The organism is Brevibacterium marinum, assembly GCF_011927955.1.
GTDB classification, from domain to species: Bacteria; Actinomycetota; Actinomycetes; order Actinomycetales; family Brevibacteriaceae; genus Brevibacterium; species Brevibacterium marinum.
The window spans coordinates 3,679,733-3,692,584 of the sequence record NZ_JAATJN010000001.1 but is presented as its reverse complement, the minus strand read 5'-3'; the positions used below and the strand labels follow the sequence as shown (position 1 = coordinate 3,692,584).

The 12,852-nt window shown below is 63.0% G+C and carries 13 protein-coding genes and 3 tRNA genes; 8 read left to right on the top strand and 8 right to left on the bottom strand.

Going from position 1 to position 12,852, the window contains the following annotated elements; all coding sequences use genetic code 11:
* Positions 1-2 precede the first annotated feature (2 nt).
* A complete protein-coding gene (locus BKA07_RS16570; protein ID WP_342449108.1) occupies positions 3-404 on the bottom strand; it encodes a GntR family transcriptional regulator in 402 nt (133 codons plus the stop codon).
* Between the two features lie 155 nt (positions 405-559).
* Entirely contained in the window at positions 560-1,474 is a 915-nt protein-coding gene (gene rarD / locus BKA07_RS16565; RefSeq protein ID WP_167951962.1) for an EamA family transporter RarD, read from the bottom strand.
* 139 nt (positions 1,475-1,613) lie between these two features.
* Here rarD and BKA07_RS16560 point away from each other — a divergent pair, with 139 nt between their 5' ends.
* Entirely contained in the window at positions 1,614-3,032 is a 1,419-nt protein-coding gene (locus BKA07_RS16560) for an FAD-dependent oxidoreductase (RefSeq protein WP_167951960.1), read from the top strand.
* Positions 3,033-3,158: 126 nt separating this feature from the next.
* On the top strand, positions 3,159-4,091 hold the full coding sequence (locus BKA07_RS16555) for a RelA/SpoT domain-containing protein (protein ID WP_167951958.1): 933 nt from the start codon (positions 3,159-3,161) through the stop codon (positions 4,089-4,091).
* Here the strand turns inward: BKA07_RS16555 and BKA07_RS16550 are convergent.
* Both BKA07_RS16550 and BKA07_RS16545 read right to left on the bottom strand, forming a co-directional pair.
* Positions 4,049-5,335: a hypothetical protein gene (locus BKA07_RS16550; RefSeq protein WP_167951956.1), complete on the bottom strand. Its 1,287-nt coding sequence runs from the start codon at positions 5,333-5,335 to the stop codon at positions 4,049-4,051. The two genes, BKA07_RS16555 and BKA07_RS16550, sit on opposite strands and share 43 nt — an antisense overlap.
* A 322-nt stretch (positions 5,336-5,657) precedes the next feature.
* The gene (locus tag BKA07_RS16545; RefSeq protein ID WP_167951954.1) at positions 5,658-6,149 is read right to left on the bottom strand and encodes a YajQ family cyclic di-GMP-binding protein; all 492 of its coding nucleotides are present in this window, start codon (positions 6,147-6,149) and stop codon (positions 5,658-5,660) included.
* 144 nt (positions 6,150-6,293) lie between these two features.
* Between BKA07_RS16545 and BKA07_RS16540 the strand changes: the two genes are divergently transcribed.
* Positions 6,294-6,375: transfer RNA gene (locus tag BKA07_RS16540), tRNA-Tyr, on the top strand.
* Between the two features lie 129 nt (positions 6,376-6,504).
* Positions 6,505-7,029: a DnaJ family domain-containing protein gene (locus BKA07_RS16535; protein WP_167951952.1), complete on the top strand. Its 525-nt coding sequence runs from the start codon at positions 6,505-6,507 to the stop codon at positions 7,027-7,029.
* Here BKA07_RS16535 and BKA07_RS16530 read toward each other — a convergent pair.
* Together BKA07_RS16530 and BKA07_RS16525 are read right to left on the bottom strand one after the other, a co-directional pair.
* The gene (locus BKA07_RS16530) at positions 7,017-8,222 is read right to left on the bottom strand and encodes a M20 metallopeptidase family protein (protein WP_167951950.1); all 1,206 of its coding nucleotides are present in this window, start codon (positions 8,220-8,222) and stop codon (positions 7,017-7,019) included. The two genes, BKA07_RS16535 and BKA07_RS16530, sit on opposite strands and share 13 nt — an antisense overlap.
* A 47-nt stretch (positions 8,223-8,269) precedes the next feature.
* The gene (locus BKA07_RS16525) at positions 8,270-9,442 is read right to left on the bottom strand and encodes a hypothetical protein (RefSeq protein WP_167951949.1); all 1,173 of its coding nucleotides are present in this window, start codon (positions 9,440-9,442) and stop codon (positions 8,270-8,272) included.
* Between the two features lie 266 nt (positions 9,443-9,708).
* On the opposite strand from BKA07_RS16525, the gene BKA07_RS16520 reads away from it, so the two are divergent.
* From BKA07_RS16520 to BKA07_RS16510, 3 genes are all read left to right on the top strand, one after another.
* Positions 9,709-10,509 carry a glycerophosphodiester phosphodiesterase gene (locus BKA07_RS16520; protein ID WP_167951948.1) on the top strand — a complete coding sequence of 267 codons (801 nt, stop codon included), beginning with the start codon at positions 9,709-9,711 and terminating at the stop codon, positions 10,507-10,509.
* Positions 10,510-10,587: 78 nt separating this feature from the next.
* Positions 10,588-10,660 (top strand) — tRNA-Thr (locus tag BKA07_RS16515).
* Positions 10,661-10,687: 27 nt separating this feature from the next.
* Positions 10,688-10,761: transfer RNA gene (locus tag BKA07_RS16510), tRNA-Met, on the top strand.
* A 68-nt stretch (positions 10,762-10,829) separates the two neighbouring features.
* On the opposite strand, the gene BKA07_RS16505 is transcribed toward BKA07_RS16510, so the two are convergent.
* On the bottom strand, positions 10,830-11,066 hold the full coding sequence (locus BKA07_RS16505; RefSeq protein WP_167951947.1) for a hypothetical protein: 237 nt from the start codon (positions 11,064-11,066) through the stop codon (positions 10,830-10,832).
* A gap of 125 nt (positions 11,067-11,191) precedes the next feature.
* Here BKA07_RS16505 and BKA07_RS16500 point away from each other — a divergent pair, with 125 nt between their 5' ends.
* Positions 11,192-12,136, top strand: a complete 945-nt coding sequence (locus BKA07_RS16500; protein WP_167951946.1) for a squalene cyclase — start codon at positions 11,192-11,194, stop codon at positions 12,134-12,136.
* A 25-nt stretch (positions 12,137-12,161) separates the two neighbouring features.
* On the opposite strand, the gene BKA07_RS16495 is transcribed toward BKA07_RS16500, so the two are convergent.
* A complete protein-coding gene (locus BKA07_RS16495) occupies positions 12,162-12,752 on the bottom strand; it encodes a hypothetical protein (protein WP_245161989.1) in 591 nt (196 codons plus the stop codon).
* Positions 12,753-12,852 lie beyond the last annotated feature (100 nt).

The window sequence follows — 12,852 nt, the reverse complement described above, 5'->3', positions numbered from 1 at the left end:
CTTCATCCCTTCGTAGTGGTCGGGTCGAGGCCGTGGGAGCTGCCGAACTCCTTGGAGCGTTCGGCGATGAGTGTGATGACATCATCGCGTTCGAGTCCGAGCCTGTTCGCTTCGGTGAGGAGTGGTGCGATGAAGTTGTCGGAGAAGGCGGTCCTGTATTCGTTGATGAGCAATGTTCGGGCTCCTTCCTTCACGAACATTCCGATGCCGCGTCGTTTCTCGAGGACGCCCTTGGCCACGAGCTGGTTCACTCCCTTGGCCGCAGTTGCAGGGTTGATCGAGTAGAAGCTGGAGAGTTCGTTGGTCGATGGTGCTCGAGACATCTCCGGCAGAGTTCCATTGATGATCGAATCTTCGACCTGCTCGGCGATCTGAGCGAACAGTGGTTTGGCTTCGTCGATCACATCGGCTCCATGCATGTTGGTTAATTACTTAACTAATTAACCATGGAGCCGATAGAGCTGTCAATGGTTTACGGGGTCGCGAATCGGACAATGATTCAGGGTCGCGAATCGGACGGTGATGAAAAAGCGAAATGCCGTGTGAGCGTCGACCCCGACTACAGTCTGCGCCTGCTCCGGCGGACGATGTCGGTGCAGAGCAGGACCACGGCGACCCAGATGACGAAGAAGCCGATCCACCGCGTGGTCGACATCGACTCACCGAGGATGAACACACCGGTGATGAATTGCATCGTCGGCGTGATGTACTGCAGCATGCCCACCCAGGACAGCGGAATCCTCCGCGCGGCGGCACTGAAGAGGATCAACGGTATCGCCGTGGCCGGTCCCGTGACGAGGATGATGATGACGTGGCCGACGCCGAAGCCTGTGAACGTGGACAGCCCTTGGGAGGCGAGGACAAGGAGATAGATGGCGCTGGGGATCGCCAGCACGGCGGACTCGACGGTCATTCCCTCCAATGCGCCGACTCGACCGCCCACCTTGTTCTTGACCAGTCCGTAGAGGCCGAAGGACAGTGCGACCGTGAACGCGAGGTAGGGCATCCGCCCGATGCCGAGGCCGACGATGATGACGGCGGTGAGACCGAACCCGGCGGCGAGCCACTGCAGGGGCCGCAGCTTCTCGCCGAGGAAGACGACGCCCAGACCGATGGAGATGAGGGGGTTGAGATAGTAACCCAGCGACACCTCGACGAGGCGACCGGTCTCGACCCCGTAGACGAATCCCGTCCAGTTGACGGCGATGAGCACGGAGGCCAAGGCGAGCAGCCAGAACGTGCGACCCGACCGGACGATCTTCCAGGTGCGCTTGAATCCGCCGGTGAAGGCCAGGAGGATGGCGCAGAAGAGCAGTGACCAGATGACGCGGTGGGACACGAGCTCGAGCGCACCGGTCGGCGCCGCGGCCGCGAACAGGAGTGGGATGAGCCCCCACAGCAGGTAGGCGGCCAGACCATTGGCCAACCCGGTTCGGCGAAGAGCATTCGAATCTGGAGACGGATCTGGGTTCACATGGCGAGTCTAATGATACGGGGGAGAAGCGCCGACCGATTCTGTCAGATGGGACGAGAATGCGAGTTTCGTCACGTGTTTGTTAGGAGTACCTTCGTTGCCGATACAATCGGAACTGACTGACTAGAGAGGTGTGAGAATGACGCGTCCCTTCCGAGTGGCTATCGTGGGTGCCGGCCCTGCCGGGATCTATGCGGCCGATCTGCTGACCAAGGCCGAGCGTGATTTCGAGATCAGTATTGATCTCTTCGAGCGTCTGCCGACTCCGTTCGGACTTGTCCGCTATGGGGTGGCTCCGGACCATCCGCGGATCAAGGGTATCGTCAATGCGTTGATCAAGGTCCTCGATCGGGGTGACATCCGTCTGTTTTCGAATGTGGAGTACGGTGTTGACATCGCCTTGGAGGAGTTGACCGATCGGTATGATGCGGTGGTCTTCTCGACCGGTTGCTTCGTCGATGCTTCGTTGAGTCTTCCTGGTGTGGATCTGCCTGGTTCGTATGGGGCTGCGGAGTTCGTCAATTGGTATGACTCGCATCCGGATGTGGCCCAGACGTGGCCTTTGGAGGCGGAGAAGGTTGCTGTCATCGGCAATGGCAATGTGGCCCTCGATGTGGCGCGGGTGTTGTCGAAGCAGCCCGATGATCTCCATACGACGGAGATTCCCGATCATGTCTATGAGGGGTTGAAGTCATCGCGGGTGACCGATGTGCATGTGTTCGGCAGGCGCGGGCCGGCTCAGGCGAAGTTCACTCCCTTGGAGCTGCGCGAGTTGGGGCATGTCAAGGATGTCGACCTCATCGTCTATCCGGAGGATTTTGAGTTCGATGACGGGTCGTTGGAGGCGATCGAAGCCAGCAATCAGACTAAGCAGGTTGCGAAGACGCTGACTGACTTCACGATGCGTGAACCTGTCGGGGCTAAGCGTCGTCTGCATCTGCACTTCCTTCATGCGCCGGTGGCCGTTCTCGGGGAGGATCGTGTGATGGGTCTGCGCACGGAAAGGATGGAGCTGGACGGTTCGGGTGGGGTCCTCGGTACCGGCACGTTCCACGACTGGGAGTTCGAGGCTGTGTACCGGGCGGTGGGGTATGCGGGTACCGCGTTGCCGCAGTTGCCCTTCGACGCGGGTAAGGGTGTGATTCCGAATCATGAGGGTCGTGTCGTCGATTCCGACGATCAGGTGTCCTCTGCCGAGGCGGATGTGGTTCAGGGCGTGTATGCGACTGGGTGGATCAAGCGTGGTCCGGTGGGGTTGATCGGGCATACGAAGGGCGATGCTTTGGAGACGATCGGGCATATTCTTGATGATCGTGCCGCGGGTGTGTTGACTGAGCCTGTGTATCCGGATGAGGGCTCGATCGTCGATCTCCTTGAGTCCAAGGGCGTTGACTACGCGGATTGGGAGGGTTATCACCGGGTCGAGGTGGCGGAGAAGGTTCTTGGTGAGGCGCAGGGTCGTGAGCGTGTGAAGATCGCCACTCGTGAGGGCATGTTGGCCGAGGCCCGCAACCACCTGCAGCCGGAGCCGGTCGCGTCGCCCGCATCGGGGCACTGACCCAGAGGTCACCGAGCACAGCTGGAAACGACGATCAGCGAGCGCGTCACCGCATCGGTGGCGCGCTCGTGGTTTGATGGGAGTGGTGCGAAATGACGACGGGACCCCTGAGGCCAAGGAGGAACGGTGAGCGCGGATTCGGCGATGAGGCAAGTGGTCACAGACGCCTATGCGCAGCGTCGGGACGTGTGGGAGGCAGCCGCCGTGCGGATCAAGGCTTGGCTCAAACAGCAGCAGAAGGGCCTGCTCAAGGACAAGGACATCTCCCGCCTGGACGTCGATGGGCACCGGATCAAAGACCCAGCCCGGACTCTGGCGAAGCTGGTCGAGAAGGCAGCCGAGGATCCGGGGCTGGAGATCACGACGCCTCGCGAGGTGGAGAATCACATCCGCGACATCGTCGGAGTGAAGGTGCTGTGCAAGTCCCCGCGTGATCAGACGATGATGTTCGACGCTCTGCGGGACCCGCAGCAGCTGGGTTCCTTCGTTCTCATCGATCAGAAGAACTACGTCGACCCGCCCAAGCCCAGCGGATACCGGGCCTGTCACGTGACCTTGCGGATCCCTGCCGACCAGGGAGAATCGGTCTTCGCCGAGATCCAGGTCAAGACCAGGCTCCAGGACGCTTGGGGCGAGCTGACCCACGAGGACATGTACAAGCCCGGCGCCGCCATGAAGCCCAGCGAGCTGCACGGAGAGTTCGCCCGGGCTATGGCGAACATGCTCGCCACGGTCGATGATATGGCCGACACGCTCGCCGTCGAGCTCTCCGCACTGACGAATCCCGATCTCGACACCGAATTGCCGAGCGAGGTCGAGGACACCATCGAGGTCAAGGTTCGGGCCACGGGACCCAAGTACGCTCTTGCGGTCGACGGTGACGGCCGTCAGGGGCTCATCCCCGCCTTCGCGGTCCGCAAGCTCTCCGATTCCAAAGGCACGATCAAGGTCAGCGACTTCGTCAGCGTCGATGACCGCCTCCGAGTCACGGTCGAAGAGGATTCGAAGGGTCTCTACTACATCCCGGTGACCCTGGGGCCAACGCCGTCCCCGCGCTGACCCGAGACTCGCGCAGCACATTCGGTCATCTTCGCGCTGTGGCCTCGGGTGGATTCGGCACGGGCCCGCTCGGCCCGGTCGGCACGTGCGAAGGCCTCCGCCCGTGCTTTCGGGCCGTCGACGAGTGCCATCGCCAGGGCCTCGACCTCGGTGACCTTCTCCTCGGCGAAGGACAGCCATGAGGCGACGTCGACCGGCAGGTTCGCCTCCGCGGCCACGGTGTGGGGGACGTGGAGCAGCGAGGTCGAGGTGGAGACGCTGAGCGGCTCACGGCCGAGATCGTACAAGACTGTGAGGCTGGAGCGCAGATCGTCGGCCCAGACATTGCGTCCGTCGATGACACCCGCAACGAGACGGACCGAGGCGGGGATCTCGGCCGCGATGCGGTCCGCGTAGCCCGGGTCGATCGCGCGAGTCGCGGCCGAGACGTCGACGCCGAGTGCGTCGATGCCCGAGTTCGCCAGTGCGGGCAGTCCGGCTCGCAGACTCCCGTAGGGGGCGGTGACGAAGATCTGCGGGTGGATGCCCGATCCGGTCAGGGTGGCGTAAGCGCGGGAGGCCGCCTCGGCGAGCTGGTGATCGGTGTGGTCCGCGAAGTCGGTGGCGAGTGCCGGCTCATCCAGCTGGACCCAGTCGACTCCGGCGGCGGCGAGGACGCCGATGACGTCGCGATAGGCGGCGGTGAGTTCCTCAAGACGGTCGAACGCCGAGGTGGTGCCCCCGGGCGCTGTCTTCGCCAGTGCCAGCAGCGTCACGGGTCCGACGAGGACGGGCCGGATCCTGTGACCGGCTGCCCGGGCCTCCGACACGAGAGAGAGCAGGTGCTGCGGGTGGGCTCTGAACCTCGTGGAGTCGTCGAGTTCGGGAGCCAGATAGTGGTAGTTCGTGTCGAACCACTTGGTCAACTCCAGCGGTGACCGCTGCGCCGTGCCCCGAGCCAGGGCGAAGTATTCGTCGAGGTCGAAGTCGGTCCCGCTCGTCTCCGAATCGACGAGCCCGACGGTCAGTGCGGTGTCGAAGACATGATCGTAGTGGCTGTAGGAGGCGGGAATCGCGTAGTCCTCGTTCAGGCCCAGCTCCCGCAGCCGGTGATAGGTGCTCAGCCGCAGGGTATGCACGGACTGGGAGAAGACCTCGGAGTCGATGCGGCCGGCCCAATAGCTCTCGAGCGCCGTCTTCAGTTCGCGCGCGGGCCCGGTACGGGGATAGCCGGTGATGGTGGCTTTGGGAAATGTGCAGGTCATAACCGTGTGTCCGTTCGCTGAGCTCTCTGTCCGGGGGAGTATGTGATGGACATGCCGCCATCCTGACGGCGAACGCAGCCACGTGCGCGGCAGATCGTCGATCTGCGTCGCGCACCGTCATCTTCCGGTCAAAGGACGACCGGGGCGGTCAGAAGTGGTCTTGCTGCGTCATCAGGGTCGCCGAGCCGCCGTTATGAGGTATGCGGGGTCGGAGGGCGCAGGGGAGGGGAACGTCGGTGAATGCAGAGGACCTGCCTGCACAGCGTCCGCAGACACGGTGCAGGCAGGTCCGAGAACACTTCTTGCAGGTAGAGTGTCCGGCTCAGCGGTAGTTGATGAACTGCAGGTCGACTTCGAGATCCTTGCCCTTGAGCAGGGAGATGACCTCCTGCAGGTCATCGCGCTTCTTCGAGCTCACACGCAGCTCATCGCCCTGGATCTGAGCCTTGACGCCCTTGGGTCCCTCGTCGCGGATGGTCTTCGAGATCTTCTTCGCGTTCTCCTTGTCGATGCCTTCCTTCAGGCTCGCATCGATGCGGTACTCCTTGCCCGAGGGGTAGGGCTCGCCGTCCTCGAGGGACTTCAGGGAGATGCCGCGCTTGACGAGTTTCGACTGGAACACATCGAGGATCGCCTTGACGCGGTCCTCACTGACGGCTCTGATCTGAATGGACTCTCCGGACCAGGCGATCGAGGCGTCGGTGCCGCGGAAGTCATAGCGGGAATGGATCTCCTTGGCCGCTTGATTCAGCGCATTGTCGGCTTCTTGCCGGTCGACCTTGCTGACGACGTCGAATGAGGATTCGCTGGCCATGAATGCTCCTTTGTGATGAGTGGCTGGTCGAGTGTCTGGTCATCGAGTCTAGTCGAGACCCGCATCTGTGACCTGCGTCAATCGAGTTGGTGAAACCGGGTGCGTGCTTGTAGTATTTTCACGTGCTCATCGAGCACACGCTGCGGCAGATTGCCCGAGCGGCCAAAGGGAGCTGACTGTAAATCAGCCGGCATTGCCTTCGAAGGTTCGAATCCTTCATCTGCCACGCAGAATGCGGGAGCCCTGTGATCGTCACCTGGTCACAGGGCTTCTTCGCATTCATCTCATTGCGCGTTCCCCGCCACTTCTATAACGTGTGAAAAAGTGCGCAGGACAGTGCAATGGAGGCACCGCGATGAATGAGGATGAAGCCCCACGCCGGATGAACTCGCTCGAGGATCGCAATGCGATCGTCGAATCCGCGCTCGACGCCGCCATCAGACGTGGCGATTTCGACGATCTCCCCGGCCTCGGAAAGCCCCTGACTGGTCTCCACAACTCCGAGGACCCCGACTGGTGGATCAAGCAGAAGATGGACCGCGAGGAGCTCAACGGCGTCGCACCTGCGGCCTTCCAGCTGCGCAAGGAGAACGCCGTCCTCGAAGACACCCTCGATGCCTTCACAACAGAGACTCAGGTCCGTGAGTATCTCGCCGGTTTCAACGACCGCGTCCGCGCCGCGATCATGGATCTGCGGGAGGGACCGCCCGTATTCACCCCGCCCCGCAAGGTCGAGGACGAGGTCATCGCCTGGCGTCGGCGCCGAGCGGCCACACGCGAGCAGACGACGAACCCGACCCCGACCCCCAACGATGGTCAGAGGGAGAGCCGGGAACAGCCTCGGCGGTGGTGGCAGAGGAAGCGGCGTCAGAGCTCCTGACTCAGCCGTTCGATGGCCAGGTGTGCCAACAGAGCCGCCTGCTCGCCGAGGACGGAATCGTCGAAGACGACGAAGGGGGAGTGATTGTCGCCCTGCCGTTCTTCTGGGACATCGGTGCGTCTGGCGCCGAGCATCATGTAGGTGCCCGGCACCTCCTGCAGCACGAAGGAGAAGTCCTCGCTGGGCATGATCGGGTACGGCGCGACCTCCACCCGATCCTCACCGAGCAGGCCGCGGACCTGATCGATCGCCCATGCGGTCTCGGCCTCATCGTTGACGGTCACGGGGTATTGGACCTCGAAGTCCACCTCGGCGGTGCATCCGTGGGCCTCCGCGATGCCCCGGGCCAGCTGCTTCGATCGGGCCCGGACGATGTCCAGTGACTCCTGGGACAGGGTGCGGACCGTGGCCCCCAAGCTCGCCGAGGCGGGGATGACGTTGACCGCCTCGCCCGCCTTCAGCTGTGTCACGGACAGGGCGATCGGGTCGAAGGTGCGGATGCGCCGGCTGACCATGTTCTGCAGGGCGGTGACGAGTTCGGCCAGGGCAGGGACCGGGTCGACGGCCGACTGCGGCTGGGACCCGTGGCCCCCACGTCCGTGGAGGGTGATGTTCAGGACGTTGGACCCGGCCTGCAGCGTCCCGGGCTTGGTCGTGACGACGCCCCTGGGACCCATGTGGACGTGAGCGCCGAATGCGGCGACCGCCCGTGTACCCGTGGCGTCGAGAACGCCCTCGCCGATCATGACCGACGCGCCGTTATACCCCTCCTCACCGGGTTGGAACATGAACACCACATCACCGGTCAGCTCGTCGCGGTGGGCGTGCAGCAGCTTCGCGGCACCGACGAGTCCTGCGGTGTGGAGGTCGTGGCCGCAGGCGTGCATGTTTCCGTTCGTCGCTCTGAACGGCTCGTCGGTCAGCTCCTCGATGGGCAGAGCATCCATGTCCCCGCGCAGGAGCACCGCGGGAGGCTCTGTGGGCCTGTCGGGGTGCCTGCCACGCAGGACCGCCACCACTGAAGTGGTTTCGACTCCCGTGCTCATTTCCAGGTCGAGGCCCTCGAGCGCGGTGAGGACCTCGGCCTGTGTGCGTGGAAGGTCCAAGCCGACCTCCGGGTGGGCGTGCAGGCGGCGACGGAGATCCTGAAGCTGGGGGAGGAGGGCGCTCGCCTGGGCGAGAAGTTCCGGCATATGACCACGTCTCCTGACGGGGGTTTGATGGGAGTGAGGCGGGTGCCTCAGAGCAGGCTGACAAGGACGCTGGCGATGACCACGGAGCCGGCGGATACCGAGGTGAAGCCGCCGACGAGCATCGGTGGGAGCATGACGTTGAGAAGAGCTTCCTTCTCATCGTCGTCGCGTGCGATGGAGCGGGCCACCTCATTGGTCAGCAGGTAGTCGGCGGGGAACCCGTACATCGCGGTCAGTGCCACCGACATTCCCAGCGGGGCCTTCCACTTGAGAAGCTTCGTGGCGATGTAGCCGCCGCCGATGATGCCGATGCCGCCGACGATGAGGATCGTCACGGTCGGCACGAAGGCGTTGATGACGTCCTGGACCGAGGCCGCGACGAGTGGGGCCATGACGATCGCGATCACGCCCGACATGGCGACGCCGAATGAGTTCGACCGTTCCATCGCCTTGTCGGGTGAGAGTCCGAGCCAGGTGGCGAGGATGCCGAGGATGAGGGCGACGATCGAGGAGGGGATGTGGGTCGGAATCTCGATGAGCGTTGCCAGAGATCCGCCGACGAGGATGAGGAAGAGCATGAACAGCTGGTTGTCGACGAGGAACTGAGGCAGGGTCACGAGCTTCTTCTTCGCAGCTGCCTCCTCCTCCTCCTCTTGGTGGGCTTGGGCGAGTTCGTGGAGTTCGCCGCTGTCGCGCAGCTTGGTGGCGTAGCGGCGCAGAAAGAAGTTCGTCATCGGCATCGATGGCAGCGATTGCAGCATGAGTACGAGTGCCGGAAGGACGATGATCGCCGAGGCCGCCCCATGGGCCGTCAGTCCTTCGGTGGTGAGGCCGGTGGCGACGATGCCGCCGGCCAGCGGACCGGACCCGGCGACGAAGGTCTCGAAGCCGAAGAGCGGAGCGACGACCGCGAGGATGAGCAGAACGGCGACGATCATGCCGGAGACGGCAATGATCACCGAGCGCCACTGCTTGAGCATCACGCGAAGCGGGATCAGTGTACCCATATGGAAGAGCAGGGGCGCCACCAGAATCGTGTAGATCTGGACGAGCATGGAATCGTCGACCACGGAGTCCGGGACGATTCCGATCTTCGCGAAGATGAAGATGCCGAGCATCGCCACGAGCAGGCTGGGCACGCGGGCCTTGGACCAGATCGAGACGAGTTCGCCGACGGCGATGAAGGCGAGGACGATCGCGGCCGCAAATATTGCTTCCATGGCGATCCTTTCAACGGTGAGATGTCATGACGGTGAGTTCGGGGTCAAGGCTTCGGAGGCGGTCAAGACTTCAGAGGCCAGGATATGAAGTAACTCACAGAACAGTACGCTATTGCCTGTTCCCGTCATCGCCCCAAGTGCTTCTCAACATTCAAGATAGTGAAACCTCTTCATGGCAGGGTCGCTTGATCGTTCCTCGGGTCGTCAGCGGTGGCGGAACGGGTTCGGATTGAGGCGAGCCCTTCGGCAGGGCATAGTCTGGGCGTATGAGTTTTCTGCAGTTCCTGCACGAGCGGGGGATCCCCGAACGCCCCGGTACGTCGAAGCGCCCCCTGGTGATCGCCCATCGCGGCTACTCTGCGGTAGCTCCGGAGAACAGTTTGGCGGCGGTGGACGCCGCTCGTGCCCTCGACGTGGACTTCATCGAGGTCGACACCTCGACGAGCGCCGACGGGGTCCCGGTCATCCTCCACGATCCCGACCTCGACCGGACCACGAACAGGAAGGGTCCCGTCGCGAACCTGACGGCGGAGGAGCTCTCCTTCGTCGATGCGGGGTCCTGGATGGGGCCGGGGTTCACCGGCGTCCGGGTTCCCACGCTGTCGGCAGTGATGCGCGATATCGAGCACCGTGGCGGTGAGCTCCTGCTCGAGCTCAAGGGGGAGTGGACCTCGGGAGCGGTGGCCCGGATCTCCGAGCTCGTCGTCGAGACCGGCACCGCCGACCGGATGGTCGTCCAGTCGTTCAACACCGAGACGCTGGCCGCGTGTCGTGACATGCTGCCGATGGTCTCGCGGTTCCTTCTGCGCATGGTCCCGCGCCCCGAGGACATCGAGCTCGCCCGGGCGCTGGGGGCGGTGGCGATCAACCCCTCGTTCAAGGGGTTCTCCATGCGTCGGTCCGTCGTCACCGAGATCCGCGACAACGACCTCGGTGTCTTCGTCTGGACGGCGAACACCATGGACGAGTGGCGCGAACTCCTCGACGCCGAAGTCGATGGCATCATCACCAATCAGCCCGGTCGCCTGCAGGGGTTCCTGGCGGGTCGTTTCGATCCGGTCAAGTGAGCTCGGGCGGCTTGTGAGTGACGTCACCGAAACGCGATTTGCCCCGGTCGCTCGAACCCGTGTAAATTCTTACCTGTTGCCCCGATAGCTCAGTCGGTAGAGCATCTCCATGGTAAGGAGAAGGTCAAGGGTTCGAATCCCTTTCGGGGCTCTCGTGCCGCTTAAAATGCGGTGCTGGGGCGGGGTAGCTCAGCTGGTTAGAGCGCACGACTCATAATCGTGAGGTCGGGGGATCGAGTCCCCCTCCCGCTACGGTTTCACTCCCTCACCAGGGCATATGGTCCGGTGGGGGAGTTTTCGTATCTTCTGCCGGCGGGCGATCACGGCTCGCTCTTCGCCGGTGAGGTGAAGTCATCCTCGGCAAAGTTCCGAAACGAGTTGGCCAAGGCCCAGTAGATCGCCGCGGAGACCGGAGCGACCAGGACGACCTGCCACCACGACTGCTCCTGTGAGGCCCAGCCGAGCAGTTTGAATCCGCAGTGGATGCACAAGACGACGACCAGGACGGTGATGGCTTCTCTGCGACTGCGCTGTCGCGGGGATCGTGCTTTCTTCATAATTTGACAAGATTACCTGTCAAACTGCTGCTGTGCGCCGGTGAACCCCACGAAATCGGAACAATTCATCTTCACGTTCCTCGCCGGACATATAATTGAGCCAATCTCAAGGTGGGGAATCAACGATGATTGACACACGGCTCAGTGACTGGCTTCTGGACTCCGACCCTGCCCTGCGCTGGCAGGTCGAGCGCGACCTCTTGGGCATCGGGGAAGACACCTGGCAGGAGACCCGGAGACGGGTCGTCGCAGAGGGCTTCGGCCATGAGCTTCTCAGCCACCAGGACGCAGACGGGCAGTGGGCCGGAGGTGCGTACTTCCCATCCGACTTCCGGGGCGAGGGTCCGCAGCCGTGGACGGCCACCACCTGGGCGCTCAACGAGCTTCGCGACTGGGGAGTTCCCGCCTCGGCGCTGGAAGGAACAGCCGAGAAGCTGGCGCCGGTGAAGTGGGAATACGAGGACATGCCCTATTGGGGAGGGGAAGTCGACGTGTGCATCAATGCGATGACTCTCTCGAACGGCCTCTGGCTCGGGGCCGACGTCGACGGGATCGTCGACTGGTTCCTCGACCACCAGCTCGACGACGGCGGCTGGAACTGCGAGTGGGTGGACGGGTCGACGGTGGCCTCCTACCATTCCACGCTCAATGCCCTGATCGGGCTCCTCGACTACCAGGTTCGCACCGGTGACTGGGAGCGGGTCGCGGCTGCTCGTGCCCGAGGAGAGGAATACCTGCTGCGTCGAGAACTCTTCCGTCGGCTGTCGACGGGGAACCCCTTCTGCTCTCGCGTATTCAGCCTCGCCCATCCTCGGCGGGCGTATTACCACGTGCTTGCCGCGGCCGGCTACTTTCGGGCGGCGGCAGCCGCAGACGAAACCTCGCCCGACTCACGCATGAACGAGGCCATCGAAGCCATCAGGTCCCAGCGTCAATCCGATGGGGCCTGGCTCCAAGGGCACAGGGTGGACGGCGACGTCTGGTTTCACGTTGATGCTCCCACCGGCGAGCCGTCGAAGTGGGTGACTTTTCAAGCCGCCCGAGTCCTGGACTGGTGGGATTCGGCATAGGTTCCGCCTTTGTCTGTGAAGTAATTCAGAAGTCGACTTCGCTCTTGTCCACACCGGGGAACTTGACCTCGTATTTGATCATCTCTTCCTTGTGGTCAACGAGTGTCATCGACCCGAAGTAGGTCTTCTTCTTCGTGTGGACCTCGCAGCTCGTCAGGCCCCACCAATCCATGACTTTCATATCGTCACGGCATTTGACCTTCTTGACCTTCATATCGAACTTGTTCGTGAACAGATCGTCGAGGTCGGCCTCAAGAGATGCCGTCGGGATCACTCCATCGCCTTCCTCGTCGACTTTGATCCCGTCGTCGCTGGCCCACGAGGTGGCCTTCGCGGCATCGGCAAACGGGTCCTCGGATGTGGTTTCGCTCGGTTCGGATGCTGCTTCGCTCGGATCGGCCGCCGGCGCGCTCGCGGACTCGCTCGGCGCAGCTTCGCCCTGCATGCCGCCCGAGTCTCCGAACTCCTCGCTCTGCGCAGCCTCATCGGTCTTCTGCGACGGCTCGTCCGGCTGCCCGCCGCCGCAGCCGGTCAAGGCCAGGGCGAGTGCGATACCGGCACCGGCAATGATCGTACGGGGTGAGATTGCGGCCTTGGGCATCGGTTTCATCGTCATGCTCCTCAGGGAAGGTCGGTGATGGGATCACGGGCGTTGTTCGTTCACAGTCGATTCTGCCATCACTGCACCGACTGCGAAGGATGGCGCTGTTCGGATC